Origin of the sequence: Streptomyces sp. NPDC048606 (assembly GCF_040650855.1) — a bacterium.
GTDB lineage: Bacteria > Actinomycetota > Actinomycetes > Streptomycetales > Streptomycetaceae > Streptomyces.
The window spans coordinates 1-16,587 of the sequence record NZ_JBEZIB010000058.1 but is presented as its reverse complement, the minus strand read 5'-3'; the positions used below and the strand labels follow the sequence as shown (position 1 = coordinate 16,587).

The 16,587-nt window shown below is 75.0% G+C and carries 12 protein-coding genes; 7 read left to right on the top strand and 5 right to left on the bottom strand.

What is annotated here, in order from left to right:
- Positions 1-80 precede the first annotated feature (80 nt).
- A complete protein-coding gene (helR, locus tag AB0D01_RS37240; protein ID WP_363063392.1) occupies positions 81-2,243 on the top strand; it encodes an RNA polymerase recycling motor ATPase HelR in 2,163 nt (720 codons plus the stop codon).
- 75 nt (positions 2,244-2,318) lie between these two features.
- Here the strand turns inward: helR and AB0D01_RS37235 are convergent, their stop codons facing one another.
- The 3 genes from AB0D01_RS37235 to AB0D01_RS37225 form a co-directional block, all read right to left on the bottom strand.
- Positions 2,319-2,678: a hypothetical protein gene (locus AB0D01_RS37235; RefSeq protein WP_363063390.1), complete on the bottom strand. Its 360-nt coding sequence runs from the start codon at positions 2,676-2,678 to the stop codon at positions 2,319-2,321.
- A gap of 150 nt (positions 2,679-2,828) precedes the next feature.
- Positions 2,829-3,749 carry a serine/threonine dehydratase gene (locus AB0D01_RS37230; protein ID WP_363063388.1) on the bottom strand — a complete coding sequence of 307 codons (921 nt, stop codon included), beginning with the start codon at positions 3,747-3,749 and terminating at the stop codon, positions 2,829-2,831.
- Between the two features lie 100 nt (positions 3,750-3,849).
- On the bottom strand, positions 3,850-4,503 hold the full coding sequence (locus tag AB0D01_RS37225; protein ID WP_363063387.1) for a TetR/AcrR family transcriptional regulator: 654 nt from the start codon (positions 4,501-4,503) through the stop codon (positions 3,850-3,852).
- A 194-nt stretch (positions 4,504-4,697) separates the two neighbouring features.
- On the opposite strand from AB0D01_RS37225, the gene AB0D01_RS37220 reads away from it, so the two are divergent.
- The 5 genes from AB0D01_RS37220 to AB0D01_RS37200 all read left to right on the top strand — a co-directional run bounded on the left by AB0D01_RS37220 (position 4,698) and on the right by AB0D01_RS37200 (position 11,803).
- Positions 4,698-6,392 (top strand): ricin-type beta-trefoil lectin domain protein, encoded by a 1,695-nt coding sequence (locus tag AB0D01_RS37220; protein WP_363063385.1) that lies wholly within the window; start codon positions 4,698-4,700, stop codon positions 6,390-6,392.
- A gap of 10 nt (positions 6,393-6,402) precedes the next feature.
- Positions 6,403-8,718 (top strand): alpha-N-acetylglucosaminidase, encoded by a 2,316-nt coding sequence (locus AB0D01_RS37215; RefSeq protein WP_363063383.1) that lies wholly within the window; start codon positions 6,403-6,405, stop codon positions 8,716-8,718.
- Between the two features lie 171 nt (positions 8,719-8,889).
- A complete protein-coding gene (locus AB0D01_RS37210) occupies positions 8,890-9,168 on the top strand; it encodes a hypothetical protein (protein ID WP_363063381.1) in 279 nt (92 codons plus the stop codon).
- A gap of 70 nt (positions 9,169-9,238) precedes the next feature.
- Entirely contained in the window at positions 9,239-10,831 is a 1,593-nt protein-coding gene (locus AB0D01_RS37205) for a molybdopterin-dependent oxidoreductase (RefSeq protein WP_363063379.1), read from the top strand.
- A 48-nt stretch (positions 10,832-10,879) separates the two neighbouring features.
- Entirely contained in the window at positions 10,880-11,803 is a 924-nt protein-coding gene (locus AB0D01_RS37200) for an SDR family oxidoreductase (protein ID WP_363063377.1), read from the top strand.
- Here the strand turns inward: AB0D01_RS37200 and AB0D01_RS37195 are convergent.
- Positions 11,794-12,540: a class I SAM-dependent methyltransferase gene (locus AB0D01_RS37195; RefSeq protein WP_363063375.1), complete on the bottom strand. Its 747-nt coding sequence runs from the start codon at positions 12,538-12,540 to the stop codon at positions 11,794-11,796. The genes AB0D01_RS37200 and AB0D01_RS37195 overlap by 10 nt on opposite strands.
- 256 nt (positions 12,541-12,796) lie before the next feature.
- Positions 12,797-13,576: a TetR/AcrR family transcriptional regulator gene (locus AB0D01_RS37190; protein WP_363063373.1), complete on the bottom strand. Its 780-nt coding sequence runs from the start codon at positions 13,574-13,576 to the stop codon at positions 12,797-12,799.
- Positions 13,577-13,666: 90 nt separating this feature from the next.
- Between AB0D01_RS37190 and AB0D01_RS37185 the strand changes: the two genes are divergently transcribed.
- Positions 13,667-16,363, top strand: coding sequence for an ATP-binding cassette domain-containing protein (locus AB0D01_RS37185; protein ID WP_363063371.1), 2,697 nt, complete (start codon positions 13,667-13,669; stop codon positions 16,361-16,363).
- Positions 16,364-16,587: the final 224 nt, after the last annotated feature.

Below are 16,587 nucleotides of genomic sequence, written 5' to 3'. Positions count from 1 at the left end.
GGGGGGCTTGCGGCAAGGCCCCGGTGGTACCGCAGAATCGCTCCTCGTAGCCACGACCTGCGGAAATGAGGATCCACCCCGTGCCTTTGCCGTCTTCGACCGGCGCGTTCCACCTTCCCGACCACCTCGCCCCCAAGGCGCACCCGAGCCTGATCGCCGACGACGAGCGGCACTTCGCGGACCTCGCCCGCACCCTCGAACGGTCGATCGCCGAACTGTCCGACCGGCTCGACGCCTTGCGCCGGGCGCCGGGCGGTCTGGGACGGGAGGCGATGGACCGGGACGTCGAGATCCACCGGGTCACCGGCCGGCTGCGCTCCCTGCGCCGCTTCGGCCTCGACCTGTGCCTCGGTCGCGTCGTCCCCACCGGCGACGCCGGTGACGCCGAGCCCGTGTACATCGGACGGTTCGGCCTCACGGACGACACGGGGCGCCGGCTGCTGGTCGACTGGCGTTCCCCCGCGGCGGAGCCCTTCTTCGCCGCGACCCACGCCCGCCCCATGGGTCTGGCGAGCCGCCGCCGGTACCGCTGGACCGGCGGGCGCGTCGGCGACTACTGGGACGAGGTGTTCACCGTCGACGCGTTCGAGGGTCACGCCGCGCTCGACGACCAGTCGGCCTTCATCGCCAGTCTGGGCGGCAACCGGTCCGCGCGGATGCGGGACGTGCTCGGCACCATCCAGGCCGACCAGGACGCCGTGATCCGCGCGGGCTCGCGCGGCGCGCTGGTCGTCGACGGCGGCCCGGGCACGGGCAAGACCGTCGTCGCCCTGCACCGCACCGCCCACCTCCTGTACTCCGACCCGCGCCTGGGCCACCGTCGGGGCGGCGTGCTCTTCGTCGGCCCGCACCAGCCCTACCTGGCGTACGTCGCCGACGTCCTGCCGAGCCTCGGCGAGGAGGGCGTACAGACCTGCACCGTGCGCGACCTGGTCGCCGAGGGCGCGGCGGCGCGCGAGGAGAGCGACCCGGACGTGGCCCGCCTGAAGGAGTCCGCCGACCTGGTGAAGGCGGTCGAGAAGGCCGTACGGATCTACGAGGAGCCCCCCGCCTCGGGGATGACGGTCTCCACCCCGTGGGCCGACGTCCGGCTGACGGCCGACGACTGGGCCGAGGCGTTCGCCTCGGCGGCCGGGACCCCGCACAACGAGGCGCGCGAGCAGATCCGGGAGGAGCTGGCCACGATCCTGCTGGACAAGCTCGACGGCGACGAGGACGTACCGCACGAGCGGTTCCGCCGGGCGGTCCTGCACGACGAGGAGCTGACCGAGGCCCTGCACGAGGCGTGGCCGCTGCTGGAGGCGACCGAACTCGTCGGGGACCTCTGGTCGGTCCCCGCCTACCTGCGGATGGCCGCCCCGTGGCTGTCCCGCGAGGACGTGGCCCGGCTCCAGCGCGCCGACGCGCACGCCTGGACGGTCTGCGACCTGCCGCTCCTGGACGCGGCGCGGCAGCGGCTCGGCGACCCGGGGGCGGCCCGGCGCCGGCGCCGGCACGACGCCGCCGTGGCCGCCGAGCGCGAGCGCATGTCCGGCGTCATCGACGACATCCTCGCGGCGGACGACGACGGCGAGGGCGCGGTGACGATGCTGCGCGGCCGGGACCTCCAGGACAGCCTGATCGACGCGGGCGCCCTGCCCACCGTCGACCCGGACCGGCTCGCCGGACCCTTCGCGCACATCGTCGTGGACGAGGCGCAGGAACTGACCGACGCGCAGTGGCAGATGCTGCTCTCGCGCTGTCCTTCGCGCAGCTTCACCATCGTCGGGGACCGGGCCCAGACCCGCAGGGGCTTCACGGAGTCGTGGCGCGAGCGGCTGGAGCGGGTCGGACTCGACCGGATCGAGGTGGCCTCGCTCGGCGTCAACTACCGCACGCCGCAGGAGGTCATGGCCGCGGCGGAGCCGCTCATCCGGGCCGCGATCCCCGACGCGAACGTGCCGACCTCCGTCCGCGCCGGCGGGGTCCCCGTGGCCCACGGACCGGTCACGGAGCTGGAGTCGGTCCTCGACGAGTGGCTCGCGGGGCATCCGGAGGGCGTCGCCTGCGTCATCGGCGATCCGACCTTCGAGGCGAGCGGCCGGGTCCGGTCGCTGACCCCCGGGTTGGCGAAGGGCCTCGAATTCGACCTGGTCGTCCTCGTGGACCCGCAGGCCTTCGGCGAGGGCGTCGCGGGCGCCGTCGACCGCTACGTCGCGATGACGCGCGCCACGCAGCGGCTCGTCGTCCTGTCCTCTTCGTGACCCGCCCGGCCCCCGGCGCGAGGCGCGCGCCGGGGGCCGGCGGGCCCGGGGTGCGCGGGGTGCCGGGGGTACCGGCTACTTCATGCGGTAGCTCGCCTTCTCGGCGAGCCTGCCGTCCTTGAAGCAGAAGCGCAGGACGTCCTCGTCGGCGTTCTCGGCGCTGGAGACGTACCAGGCGCAGGTGCTGCCGGCGGGCTCGGCCGGTCCGCCGTCCTTGAGGGCGTCCTTGACGAAGCTCTCCCCCGAGGGGAGCTTCGCGCGGACCTCGCTCTCCGCGTCGCCGACGCGGATCGCCTCGTAGACCTTCGGGTCGAGGAAGCTCTTGTCGGCGACGTCGAGGAGCTTGGACGCGCCGAAGGCCAGGGCCGCGAGCAGTCCGATCCCGATGACCAGCGCCACTCCGCAGCCGATGAACCAACCCTTGCGCTTGGCCACTTCCCTGCCCGCCTTCCGCGCCGCGATCGCGGCGCACCACGTGTTCCCGTTGTCGGCACGAGCCTGGCAGCGGGAGGCGGGCGGGCGCTGTCCTCGAAAGTCTTCGACGGTCGCGACGAACGTCGTCGGCGCCCCGGGTCCGGGGTGCGGTCACAGGTCCCCGGGGTCGGTGTTCGCGCCGCACAGGACGACGGCGACCTCGCGGCCCGGCGGGCGGGGCGCGGTGCGCACGGCCGCGAGGGCGGTGGCGGCGCCGGCCTCGACGACGATCCGGTGTTCCTCCCACAGGGCGCGGCGGGCCGCGGTGATCGCCTCGTCGGGGACGAGCACGGACGTGACGTCGCCCAGCCGGGCGGCCTCCAGCGCGTCGGCCGAGACCCGGGTGGCCCCGAGGGAGTCGGCGGCCACGGAGCGTACGGGGACGTCGACGGGGCGCCCCGCCTCCAGGGCCGCGTTCAGGGCCCGGCAGTGTTCGGGTTCGGCCGCGACGACGCGGATGCCGTGGGCGCGCGCGGCCGTGGCGACGCCCGCGAACAGGCCGCCCCCGCCGACCGCGACGACCACGGTGTCGAGGCGCGGCAGGGCGGTGCGGATCTCGTCGAGGAGGGTGCCGGCCCCGGCCGCGATCAGGGGGTGGTCGTAGGCGTGGCTGAGCAGCGCCCCGGAGGCCGCCGCGAACTCCTCGCACGCCGCGAGGGCTTCGGCGTAGCGCTCGCCGACGAGGCGTACGTCGGCGCCGTAGCCGCGCAGTCGCTCGACCTTGACCCGGGGTGCGGTGGCGGGCAGGAAGACGGTGGCGGTCACGCCCTGGGCGCGGGCGGCCCAGGCGCAGGCGAGGCCCGCGTTGCCGCCGGAGGCGATGGTGACCCCGGCGGTGGGCAGCGCGCCCGCGGCGCGGTGGGCGGCGAGGAAGTTGTGGGCGCCGCGCGCCTTGAAGGACCCGGTGTGCTGGAGGTGTTCGAGGGCGTACCAGAGTCCTTCGGCGGCGGGGACGACGGCGACGGGCCGGATGACGCCGGCGGTCCGTTCGGCGGCGGCGCGGACGGCGGCGTGGTCGAGCTGTCGCTCCATGGGTGGGCTGCCTTTCGTGGGGCGCGCGGGTCGCGCCCCGGGGCGGTCGGTCGGCGGTCGCGGGTCGGTTGGTCGTCGCCGGTCAGTCGGTCGTCGCCGGTCAGTCCGTCGTCGCGGGGGCGGGCCGGGAGGCCTCGACGAGTCGGCGCAGGGCGGTGTGGTAGACCTCGTGGCCGGTCAGCGGGGGCAGGACGGCGGCCTGCGCGCCCGTCAGGACGGGGAAGCGTTCCGGGTCGAGGGCGGCGAGGGCCGCGCGGGAGGCGGCCGTGGCCGCGGCAGGGTCGCGGTGGTCGACGAAGGCGGCGCTGCCGAGGGTCAGCAGGTACATGCCGCGGTAGACGGTCATGGCCTCGGCGGGGGTCATGCCGGCGGCGACGCTGTCGGCGAGCGAGGGTTCGACGAGTCGGGCCAGGAGTTGGCGGCCGAGCCAGGGGCGTCCGCCGCGCAGCACGAGCAGCCCGGGGTGGGCGACGAGGAGCCGGTAGAAGGCGCCGAAGCGCAGTTCGGCGGCCTCGGCCCAGTCCGTGCCGGCGGGTACCTCGGGCAGGCGGGCGGCCAGGTGTTCGGTACAGAGGTCGAGCAGGCCGGCGAGGTCGACGCAGCGGCGTTGGACGGTGGCGTGGGAGACGTCGAGCCGGTCGGCGAGGGCGCGGAAGCTGAGGGCCTGCGGGCCCTCCTCGTCCAGGATCCGCAGGGCGGCTTCGGCGATGACCTCGGGGGTGGCCCGGTCCAGGGCGGTGGATCTCCTCGGCATGAGATACACCGTATCAGCCACTGTCACGTACGGCGTATCACCACTTTGGTGTGACATCGATTACGGCCATATTGCTGGTCATTGAGTCACAACCATCGACTTATGTTGACAGAGGGTAGTCGCACCGCTGCACTGAGCGCACGCATGACCGTCGTACCGCTCGACCTCCTCGCCCCCCACGTCAAGGAGACCCCGTGCCGCCTCGCCCGCGCGCGTCCCTCACCGCCGCCACCGCGGCAGCCCTGCTCGCCCTCACGCTCGCCCCCGCCCCGGCGGCGGCCGATCCGACGGCGACCTGGGACACCCCGCTCGCGCTCACCCCGCCCATGGGGTGGAACAACTGGGCGCACTACATGTGCGACATCGACGAGGGCAAGGTCGTCGCCAACGCGGACGCCCTGGTCTCCACCGGTCTCGCCGCCAAGGGGTACGACACGGTGACCGTCGACGACTGCTGGATGCGCAAGGAGCGCGACGCCGGGGGCAACCTGGTCGTGGACACCGACAGGTTCCCGCGCGGCATGGCCTGGCTCGGCGAGTACCTGCACGCCCGGGGGCTGAAGTTCGGGATCTACGAGGACGCCGGCTCGCTCACCTGCGAGCGCTATCCCGGCAGCGGCTCCCCCCAGGGCGGCGGCCCCGACCACTACGCCCGCGACGCCCGGCAGTTCGCGTCGTGGAAGGTCGACTACGTCAAGATGGACGGCTGCAACCTGTGGGTGCCGCCCGGCAAGACGAAGGAGCAGGCCTACCGCGACGCCTACAACTCCGTCGCCCGCGCCCTGCGCGACAGCGGCCGCCCCATGGTGCTCTCCGCGTCCGCGCCCGCCTACTTCCAGCAGGGCGAATGGGGAGGCTCCGACTGGCACAAGGTCCTCGACTGGGTCGGCGAGACCGGTCAGCTGTGGCGCGAGGGCCGGGACATCCAGGTCCACCGGCCCGCCGCGCCGACCACCTCCCGCTGGAGCTCGGTCCTCGGCAACTACGGCTACAACCGCTGGCTCGGCCGGTACGCCGGCCCCGGCAACTGGAACGACCCGGACTTCCTGATCGCCGGCGCCCCCGGACTCACCGACGCCGAGAGCCGCAGCCAGGTCGGGCTGTGGGCGATGATGGCCGCCCCCTTCATCCTGTCCTCCGACGTCTCCGCCCTGACGCCGGCCGGCCTCGCCGCGCTCGGCAACACCGACCTGATCGCCCTGGACCAGGACCCCCTGGGCCGACAGGGCGCCGTGGTCTCCTCCAACGCCACCTTCGAGGTGTTGGCCCGGCCGCTGGCGAACGGGGACCGCGCCGTCGCGGTCCTCAACCGCTCCGGCGCCGCGCGGGACGTCTCCGTACCGCTGGCCGACATCGGGCTGCACTCCTGCACGGTCGAGGCCAAGGACCTGTGGAGCGGCGGGCGCACCGAGGTGTCGGGCTCCCTGACCGGACGGCTCGCCGCGCACGACACGGCCGTCTGGAGGCTCACCCCGCGCGGCTGCGCCGAGGCCGTGCCCACCGGGCAGATCAACGGCCTCGGCTCCCGGTGCGCCGACGGTGCCAACACCACCGGCGTCGGCGCCGTGATCCTCGCGGGGTGCACGGCCGCGGCCGACCAGCGCTGGGTCCTGGGATCGGCCGGACGGCTGCACCTGGAGGGCAAGTGCCTCGCCGCGAACCCGGCGGACGGGCTCGTCGCCCTGGCCGGCTGCGCTCCCGCCCGCACGGCGCGGGAGGCGGGCCAGAGCTGGCAGCACCGCCGGGACGGGGCCCTCGTCGAACGCGGGAGCGGGCTGTGCCTGACGGCCCCGGCGGCGCCGGCCACCCCCGACGCCCCGGCCGGGCGGCTGGCGCTGAGCGCCTGCGGCGACCACCAGGTCGACCAGACCTGGTCCCTGCCGGTCTGAGCGGGTGACGATGAGGAACTCCGCGCCGCGCGCCGCCCTGATCGCCCTGCCCGCCGCCCTGTTGACGCTGGTCTGCGCGGGAGCCGCGCCCGGGGCCGCCGCGCCCCCGCCCGCCCCGGAGGCGCGAGCCGCAGGGGCCGCGACCGAACGGTCGCTGCCGGGAGGCCCGGCGGCGGCGACGCCGGCGACCGCGCCCGCCGGCGCCGGCGCCGGCGCCCCGCGCACCTTCGACACCGCCCCCGCCCGGGCCGCGCTGGAGCGGCTGCTGCCCCGCCACGCACGGCAGTTCACGCTCGTGGCCGACGCCGCGGCCGGGTCCGACACCTTCACCGTGTCGGGCCGGGCCGGGGCGGTCACCGTACGCGGCTCCACCGGCGCCACCCTGCTCACCGGCGTCGGCTGGTACCTCCAGCACGTCGCCGGCGTGGACATCGGCTGGCCGGGCGACAGCCTCGGCATGCTCCCCGCGACCCTGCCCGCCGTGCCCGGACCGGTCACCCGCTCCGCGCGGGTCGCCCACCGGTACGCCCTCAACGACACCGACGACGGCTACTCGGGCCCGTACCGCTCCTTCGAGGAGCACCGGCGCCAGGTCGACCTGCTCGCCCTGCACGGGGTGAACGAGGTCTTCGTGCAGATCGGCGCGGAGTACCCGTACCACCGGGCGCTCCAGGGGTTCGGCTACTCCCCCGCCGAGCTGAGCGCGTGGATCCCCGGCGCCGCGCACCAGAGCTGGTGGCTGCTGCAGAACCTGAGCGGCTTCGGCGGCCCGGTGGGCGACCGCGCGATGCGCGAGCGCGCCCGCGTGGGCGGTCGGATCGCCGACCACCTGCGCTCCCTCGGTATGACCCCCGTACTGCCCGGGTACTTCGGCACCGTTCCGCCGGAGTTCGCCGCCCGCAACCCCGGGGCGACGACGGTGGCGCAGGGCGACTGGGCGGGCTTCGACCGCCCCGACTGGCTGGACCCGACCTCGCCGGTGTTCCGCCGGCTGGCCGCCGCCTACTACGCGGAGCAGCGCGCGGTGTTCGGCGACAGCACCATGTACCGGATGAGCCCGCTCCACGAGGGCGGCCAAACCGGCACGGTGGACGTCAGGGCCGCCGCCGGGGCCATCCAGAGCGCCCTGCACGCGGCCCACCCCGGCGCCCTGTGGGCGGTCCTCGGCTGGCAGGACGACCCGACGGCCGAGCTGCTCGCCGGGGTGGACACCTCGAAGCTGCTGGTCCTGGACGGGCTCTCCGACCGCTACAACCGCCTCGACCGGGAGGCCCGTTGGGGCGGGACCCCGTACGCGATGGGCAGCATCCTCAACTTCGGCGGGCACACCACGATCGGCGCCAACACCAGCGTGTGGATCGACCGGTTCGGCGCCTGGCGGGCCAAGAGCGGCAGCGCGTTGGTCGGGACCGCCTACCTGCCGGAGGCCACCGGGACCAACCCGGCCGCCTTCGACCTGTTCACCGACCTCGCCTGGGAGGCCGAACCGGTCGACCAGCAGCGCTGGTTCGCCTCCTTCGCGGCCCGCAGGTACGGGCGGCCCGACGCGCGGGCGGCGGCGGCCTGGGAGGAGCTCCGCAAGGGCCCGTACAGCACCTCCTCGGGGCTGTGGTCGGAGTCCCAGGACAGCCTGTTCACCGCCCGGCCGAGCCTGACCGCCACCGGCGCGGCGCACTGGAGCCCCCAGTCCATGCGCTATCCGGCCGGATCCGTCCGCCGGGCCCTGGACCACCTGCTGGCGGTGGCGCCGGGGCTGCGCGGCTCCAGCGCCTACCGGTTCGACCTCGTGGACACCGCCCGGCAGGCGCTCGCGAACCACTCGCGGGTGCTGCTGCCGAGGATCAAGGCGGCCTACGAGGCGAAGGACCTGCCCCGGCTGCGCGAGCTGACGGGCCAGTGGGGCGACTGCGAGGCCCTGTTGGACGCGCTCACCGGATCCGACCCGAACTTCCTGCTGGGCGGCTGGCTCGACGCGGCCCGCGCCGCGGGCGGGGACGAGGCGGAGCGCGACCGCAACGAGTACGACGCCCGATCGATCCTGAGCGTGTGGGGCCGTCGCTCCACCAGCGAGGGTGGATTCCTGCACGACTACGCGAACCGCGAGTGGAACGGCCTGGTCTCGGAGTTGTACGCGCCGCGCTGGCGGCTGTACTTCGACACGCTGGAGGAGGCCCTCGAACGCGGCGCCCCGCCCCGGGAGGTGGACTGGCACGCCTTCGAGGAGGAGTGGGCCCGGCGCACCACCGACCACCCCGCCGCGCCGGTCGGCGACCCGTACGCGGCCGCCGCGCGGGTGGCCGCGATGCTGCCGGCGGCCACCGGCTGACCGGGACCGCTCCACCGGATCCGGCGGGGCTACCTCACCGCGCGCCCCCGCGTCCGCCCCTCGGAGGTGCGTCACCTGTACGGGGGAGATCCCGGCGGGCGCGGCCCGGGGCGGCGGGGCGCCGGTTTGACTGGCCCGGACCGCAGCGACCGCCGACGGGAGTGCAGCGACATGTCCGAGACCGAGCAGGAGCGGCCGCGCTCCGCCGCGCGCGGGGCCGGCTCCGGTGGTGTGTGGGAGGCCCTCGGCTCCTCGTTGGACGGGCTGGTCGAACTGCGCAAGCGGCGCCCGGCGGGCCCGTGCGCCGGCCCGTGCGCCGCTCCGTCCCCGGCCGGGCCCTCCCCGGCCGGGCCCGCCGCCGACGCGTCCCCCGCCGACCGGGGCGGGCCCGCGCCGGCGTCCGCGCGGCGCGGCGGGGATCCGGCGGCCGGCGCGGCGCGGCGCGCCTGACGAGGGTCCCTCGCGCCCGGGCGGCCCCCGGCGGATGCTGGAAGGACGGATCCGCGGAGGGTGGTCCGGGATGACCGGTGCGAGGAAGGTTCCCGAGCGGCGACGACCGGCCGCGCCGTGGCGCGGCGCGCTCGCCGGGGCGGTCGCGGCGTTCGCCGGGCTGTGCGTCGCGGAGCCCGTGGCCCTGCTGGTCCGGCCGGAGGCGGCGCCGATCGCCGCCGTAGGCGGGGCGGTGGTCGACCGTACGCCCACCGCGGTCAAGGAGTGGGCCGTCAGCTCCTTCGGCACCGCCGACAAGGCGGTGCTGACCCTCGGCGTCGTGGCGGTCCTCGCGGCCGTCGCCGTCGGCGCGGGCCTCCTGGCCGTACGCCGTCCCCGCGCGGGCGCCGCCCTCGCCGGGGCGGTGGGCGGGCTCGGGGCGCTGCTCGCGCTCGACCGGCCGGGCGCGACCGGGTGGGACGCCCTGCCCTCCCTGGCCGGCGGGGCCGTCGCCGCGGCGGTGCTGCTCCTGCTGGTCGGGGCGGCGGGCCGGCCGGCGCCGGAGGCCGGGGCGGGCGGCGCGGGCGGGGTGGACCGGCGCGGCTTCGGTCGGCTGGTGCTGGCCACGGCGGCGGCCTCGGCGGTCGTGGGCCTCACCGGACGCCGGCTCGGCGCCCGCCGCTCGGCGGGGGCGGACGCCTCCCGCGCCCGACTCGCCTTGCCGCCGCCCGCCGTGCCGGCCCCGCCCGTACCCGCCGGAGCGGACCTGAAGGTGCCCGGCGCCACCCCCTTCCTCACCCCGAACGGGGACTTCTACCGCGTGGACACCGCCCTGGTCGTCCCGCGCGTCGACGCCGACACCTGGCGGCTGCGCGTCCACGGGGAGGGCGTCGACCGGCCCCTCACGCTGAGCCTCGCGCAGTTGCTCGCCCGCCCCCTGACGGAGCACGACATCACCCTGACCTGCGTGTCGAACCCGGTGGGCGGCCCGTACGCGGGCAATGCCCGCTGGCTCGGCGTGTCCCTCGCCGACCTGCTGCGCGAGGCGGGGGTGCGCCCGCCGTCGCGCGGCGGACCGGCCGACCAACTGGTGGCCCGGTCGGTGGACGGGATGACGATCGGCACGCCCGTCGAGAGCGTCCTGGACGGCCGGGCCGCGCTGCTGGCCGTCGGGATGAACGGCGAACCGCTCCCGTTCGCGCACGGCTTCCCCGTCCGGATGGTCGTCCCCGGCCTCTACGGGTACGTGTCCGCCTGCAAGTGGCTCACCGACCTGAGGCTGACCACCTTCGCGGCGTACGACGCGTACTGGGTGCGCCGCGCCTGGGCCGAGCGGGCGCCGGTCAGGACGCAGTCGCGGATCGACGTGCCGCGCCCGGGCGCGCGACCCCGCCCGGGTCCCGTCACCGTGGCGGGCGTGGCCTGGGCGCAGCACCGGGGCATCGCCCGGGTGGAGGTACGGGTCGACGGGGGTCCGTGGCAGCGGGCCCGACTGGGCGCGGCGGACGGGGTGGACACCTGGCGGCAGTGGCGGTGGGAGTGGGAGGCGGGCCCGGGTCGGCACGTCCTGGAGGTGCGGGCCGTCGACGGCCGGGGCGAGGTCCAGCCGGCACGGCGCAGGCCGCCGCTGCCGGACGGGGCGACGGGTCTACACGCGGTGACGGTGCTGGTCCGGTCCCCGTGAGCCGGAAGTCGCCGTGTGCCGCCGGGTCGGGCGGCGTAGGGTCGGGCCATGCCGGAGACGCAGCGGGATCTTGAAGGCAGGGTCGCCCTCGTGGCGGGGGCCACGCGGGGTGCGGGGCGCGGGATCGCCGTGGAGCTGGGCGCGCGGGGCGCGACGGTCTACGTGTCGGGGCGCAGCACCACGGGGCGGCGTTCGGAGTACGACCGTCCGGAGACCATCGAGGAGACGGCCGAGCTGGTGACGGCGGCGGGCGGGCGGGGTGTCGCGGTGGTGGCGGACCACCTGGTGCACGCCGAGGTGGAGGCGCTGGTGCGGCGGATCGACGCCGAGCAGGGCCGGCTGGACGTGCTGGTGAACGACATCTGGGGTGCCGAGCTGCTCTTCGAGTGGGAGAGCACCGTCTGGGAGCACGACCTGGACAACGGCCTGCGGTTGTTGCGGCTCGCGATCGACACCCACGCCGTCACCAACCACTTCGCGTTGCCGCTGATGCTGCGCGAGCCGGGCGGGCTGGTGGTGGAGATGACGGACGGGACGAGCGAGTACAACGCGGGCAACTATCGGGTGTCGTTCTTCTACGACCTCGCCAAGTCGGCCGTGCTGCGGATGGCGTTCGCCCTCGGCCACGAGCTGGGGCCGCGCGGCGCGACGGCCGTCGCGCTGACGCCGGGGTGGTTGCGCTCGGAGATGATGCTCGGGCACTTCGGGGTGACGGAGGCCGATTGGCGCGACGCGCTGGAGCGGGTCCCGCACTTCGCGATCTCCGAGAGCCCCGCCTACGTGGGACGGGCGGTCGCGGCGCTGGCCGCCGACCCGGAGGTGTCCCGCTGGAACGGGAAGTCCCTCTCCAGCGGGCAACTGGCCCGGGTGTACGGGTTCACGGACCTGGACGGGAGCCGGCCCGACGCCTGGCGGTACCTGGTCGAGGTGCAGGACCCCGGGCTCCCGGCGGACACCACCGGCTACCGCTGAGCCGCGCCCCCGGGGCGGCGGAAGAGCGCGGTCCACAGGAAGGGCTCGCCGAACAGGGCGGATTCGGGGGCCTCGTCACGCATGCGGCGCAGTTCGACGGGCTCCAGGTCGGCGAAGATCCAGCGGAGTTCCTCGGGGGTGTAGGCGAGCCCGCCGCCGAGTCCGCCCGCCCGGTAGTGGTCCGCGTCGGGCAGCTCCGAGCCCATGGCCCCGGAGGCGAAGCAGGTGAGGGCGAAGTGGCCGCCGGGGGCGAGGACGCGTTCCAGCAGGGCGAGGTGGCTGACGCGGCGGTGGGGCGGCAGGTGGTGGAAGCAGCCCGAGTCGTAGACGAGGTCGTAGGGGCCGGCGAGGGCGCCGGTGGTGAGCTCGAAGGCGTCGCCCTGGTGGAAGTCGACGTCGGCGCCCGCGGCGCGGGCGCGTTCCCGGGCCCAGTCGAGGGCGGTCGGGGAGAGGTCGACGGCGTCCACCCGGAAGCCGCGGGCGGCCAGGTACAGGGAGTTGCGGCCGGGTCCGCAGCCGAGGTCGAGGGCCCGACCGGGGGTGAGGACGCCCCGGTCGAGGGCGTCGACCAGGTTCTCGTCGGGCTTGTCGACGAAGAACGGCACCGGCTTGGCGCGGTCCGCGTAGAACCCGTCCCACCAGGAGGAGCCGCCGGTCGTCCAGCGGTCCGCCTCCGGGGCGAACAGGCCGTCCAGCAGGGTGAGCACGTCGTCCATCGAGCGGATGTTCCGGTCCATGAGGATCCCCTTTCCCGAGGCTGTGATCTTATCGGGAAAACGGGTTAAACCCCAGGTCAGGCGGTATACGGGAAGCCCCCGCACGGGTCCGTGACGGGCTCCCGGGCGGGGGTGGGGGCCGGACCCCGAACGGGCCCCGTACGGCCGCCGTGACGCCCGCGCAGGGCCTTCCCGGGGGCGATCCGGCGCCCGGCGGGACGGGTTTCCGCACGGGTCCGGGCCCGGGTCCCGGCACGGGTCCGGCGGCGGCCGTCGGCTACGCCCCGCGCGCCTCGATCCGGCGGGCCAGCCCGTCCAGGACGCAGTCCAGGCCGAACTCCCAGGCCACCTGCGGGTCGTAGGCGCCGACCGTGCTGCCCACCCGGTTGGCGAGCGGGAAGCGCTCGGCGTGCATCACCCGCTCCAGCAGGGGGGCGCTGACCTCCCACCACTCGTCGTCGCTCTGGCGCGCGTTGTGGGCGGCGGCGTCCGCCTCGGCCAGCACGTTGGCGTGGACGAAGCCGAGGAGGTGGGTCAGGGCGGCGTCCATCTCGGCGTCGGTGAGGCCGATCCCGTCGAAGGCGCCCAGTTCGTACTCGTACTTCGAGATCACCCCGGGGCCCAACGGCGGTCGGGTGACGGCGAGGTCGGCGATCCACGGGTGGCGCCGCAGCAGCTCCCGGTTCTCCTCGGCGATCCGGGTGACCCGGCGCCGCCACGGCTCCGCGCCGTCGGGTCGTCGCGGACGGACCGGTGCCGGGCCGCGCATCCTCCCGTAGGCCTCGTCGAGCATCAGGTCGAGGAGTTCGGCCTTGCCCGGGACGTAGGTGTAGAGGCTCATCGGGGTGACGCCGAGGCGTCCGGCCAGGGCCCGCATGGTGAGGGCGGCGAGGCCCTGTTCGTCGGCGAGGGCGAGGGCCTGCGCGATCACGGCGTCGACGGTGAGCCCCTGGCGCGGGCCGCGCCGGCCGACGGGGGCCTCCTGCCCGGCCTCGCGCCACAACAGTTCCAGCGTGCGGACGGGGTCGCCCGCCCCGCTCCGGTCCTTCGTCGTCATGCCCACGCTCCCCATCCGCCTCGATAATTCGATACGTCGTACAGAATACAGTGTATAAAGAAACCTCGAAACCGTCCCTCAAGGAGTTCCGTGCACATCACCGGCACCGCGATATCCCTGACCGTCGACGACGTACGCGCCTCGGCCGCCTTCCTGGTCGGGCACTTCGGCTACACCGAGACCGTGGCGAGCGGGGACTTCGCCTCCCTGGCCCACCCCGACGGCCCCCGGGTGGTGTTCCTGCGGCGCGGGATCGAGGTCCTGCCCGAGGAGGTCCGCGGACGCCACGCGGACGGCCTGATCCTCGCCTTCACCGTGTCCGACCTGGCCGCCGAGTACGCCCGACTGCGCGCGGAGGGCGCCCCGATCGCCCTGGAACCCCGCGAGGAGCCCTGGGGCGAGCGGCTGTTCCAGGTCCGCGACCCGAACGGGGTGATCGTCCAGCTGGTCGAGTGGGCCCCCGGCACCACGCCGGACCCCGCGCCGGACGCCACGCCGGACGCCGCCCCCGACACCGCGCCCACCGGCGCGCGGGCCGCCGACGGCCACCAGGTCATCCAGGTCCGGGGCGCGCGGGAGAACAACCTCGCCGACCTCTCCCTCGACATCCCCAAGCGCCGCCTGACCGTCTTCACCGGGGTCTCCGGTTCCGGCAAGTCCTCGCTCGTCTTCGGCACCATCGCCGCCGAGTCGCAGCGCATGATCAACGAGACGTACACGGCGTTCGTCCAGTCGTTCATGCCGAGCCTCGGCCGTCCGGACGTGGACGGACTGCACAACCTGAGCGCCGCCATCGTCGTGGACCAGGAGCGCATGGGCTCCGGCTCGCGCTCGACGGTCGGCACCGCCACCGACGCCTCGACCATGCTGCGCGTCCTGTTCTCCCGGCTCGGGACCCCGCACGTGGGGACCTCCTCCGCGTTCAGCTTCAACACGCCCGAGGGCATGTGTCCGCGCTGCGAGGGCATCGGCCGGATCTCGGACGTGGACGTGGACCGGCTCGTGGACCGCGACCTCTCCCTCAACGAGGGCGCGATCACCGTCCCGGGCTTCGCCGTGGACTCCTGGTACTGGCAGGTCATGGCGAACAGCGGCTTCTACTCCCCCGACAAGAAGCTCCGGGAGTTCACCGAGCGGGAGTGGCAGGACCTCCTGCACCGGCCGGCGGTGAAGGTGAAGGTGGGGTCGAACAACTTCACCTACGAGGGCCTGATCACCAAGATCGGGCGCACCTACCTGGCCAAGGACCGCGAGTCCATGCAGCCGCACATCCGCGCCTTCGTGGACCACGCCGTGGTGTTCGCCGCCTGCCCCGACTGCGGCGGCAGCAGGCTGGGCGCCGCCGCGCTGTCCTCGCGCGTGGGCGGGCTGAACATCGCCGAGTGCTCGGCCCTCCAGATCAGCGACCTCCTCGCCTTCGTCAACGGGATCGACGATCCGGGCGTCGCGCCGATGCTCGCGAACCTCCGCGACCTGCTGCGCTCCCTCGTCGAGATCGGTCTCGGCTACCTGAGCCTGGACCGCCCCTCGGGGACCCTGTCGGGCGGCGAGGCCCAGCGGGTCAAGATGGTCCGCCACCTCGGCTCCTCCCTCACGGACATCACCTACGTCTTCGACGAGCCGACCACCGGGTTGCACCCGCACGACATCCGTCGGATGAACGACCTGCTGCTGCGCCTGCGGGACAAGGGCAACACCGTGCTGGTCGTGGAGCACAAGCCGGAGGTCATCGCGATCGCCGACCACGTCGTGGACCTCGGGCCCGGCGCCGGCACCGGCGGCGGACGGCTCTGCTACAGCGGCGACGTCGCCGGGCTGCGCGCCTCGGACACCCTCACCGGACGCCACCTCGACCACCGGGCGCGGCTGCGCGAGACGGTGCGCACCCCGCGCGGGCACCTGTCGATCAAGGACGCGGACCTGCACAATCTGAGGGACGTCAACGTGGAGGTGCCGCTCGGCGTGCTCACGGTGGTGACGGGCGTGGCGGGCTCCGGCAAGAGCTCGCTGGTCCACGGGTACCTGGCCGGCCGGGACGGGGTGGTGGTGGCCGACCAGTCGCCGATCCGCGGCTCGCGCCGCTCCAACCCGGCGACGTACACGGGCCTGCTGAACCCGATCCGTACCGCCTTCGCCAAGGCCAACGGGGTCAAGGCGGCGCTGTTCAGCGCCAATTCGCAGGGCGCCTGCCCCAAGTGCAACGGCATCGGGCTGGTCTACACGGACCTGGCGATGATGGCCGGGGTGGCGTCCGTGTGCGAGGAGTGCGAGGGGCGGCGCTTCACGCCCGAGGTGCTGACGTACCGGCTGCGCGGCAAGAACATCAGCGAGGTCCTCGACATGCCCGTGGCGGAGGCGCACGGGTTCTTCACCACCGGCCAGGCGCGGGCCGTGCTGGGGCGCCTGATGGACGTGGGCCTGGGCTACGTCCGCCTGGGGCAGCCGCTCAGCACCCTGTCCGGTGGCGAGCGCCAGCGGCTCAAGCTGGCCATCAGCATGGCGGAGCGGGCCTCGACGTACCTCCTGGACGAGCCGACGACGGGGCTGCACATGGCCGACGTCGACCAGCTGCTCGCGCTGCTGGACCGGCTGGTGGACGCCGGCAACTCGGTGATCGTCATCGAGCACCACCAGGCGGTCATGGCGCACGCCGACTGGCTGATCGACATCGGTCCCGGCGGCGGTCACGACGGCGGCCGGGTGGTCTTCGAGGGGACCCCCGCGCGGCTGGTGGCCGAGGGGGACACCCTGACGGCGCGGCACCTGCGCGAGTACGTGGGCGCGTAGGCGCCGCCGGCGGGGCGCGGCGGGGTCGGGGTCACGCGGACGGCGGGCGGACGGACGGGCGCCGCGACACGCGCACGCGCCGTGCGCTCGCTGCGTACAGCGTGCGCACGACACCGGGGCCTGTCGTCGAACTCCTGTCGTCGCCCGGAGGGCGGCCCCGCGGCGTCCGGTGCGTGCTCTCGGCGTGCCGGGCGGAAGCCCGTGTACTGGACGTACTCGGTCTT

What these genes read in the sequence shown, in the direction of transcription:
- AB0D01_RS37230 (WP_363063388.1), bottom strand. Translation starts at nt 3,749, where the DNA reads ATGGAGCGACAGCTCGACCACGCCGCCGTCCGCGCCGCCGCCGAACGG.
- AB0D01_RS37225 (WP_363063387.1), bottom strand. Translation starts at nt 4,503, where the DNA reads ATGCCGAGGAGATCCACCGCCCTGGACCGGGCCACCCCCGAGGTCATC.
- AB0D01_RS37215 (WP_363063383.1), top strand. Translation starts at nt 6,403, where the DNA reads ATGAGGAACTCCGCGCCGCGCGCCGCCCTGATCGCCCTGCCCGCCGCC.
- AB0D01_RS37210 (WP_363063381.1), top strand. Translation starts at nt 8,890, where the DNA reads ATGTCCGAGACCGAGCAGGAGCGGCCGCGCTCCGCCGCGCGCGGGGCC.
- AB0D01_RS37205 (WP_363063379.1), top strand. Translation starts at nt 9,239, where the DNA reads ATGACCGGTGCGAGGAAGGTTCCCGAGCGGCGACGACCGGCCGCGCCG.
- AB0D01_RS37200 (WP_363063377.1), top strand. Translation starts at nt 10,880, where the DNA reads ATGCCGGAGACGCAGCGGGATCTTGAAGGCAGGGTCGCCCTCGTGGCG.
- AB0D01_RS37195 (WP_363063375.1), bottom strand. Translation starts at nt 12,540, where the DNA reads ATGGACCGGAACATCCGCTCGATGGACGACGTGCTCACCCTGCTGGAC.
- AB0D01_RS37190 (WP_363063373.1), bottom strand. Translation starts at nt 13,576, where the DNA reads ATGACGACGAAGGACCGGAGCGGGGCGGGCGACCCCGTCCGCACGCTG.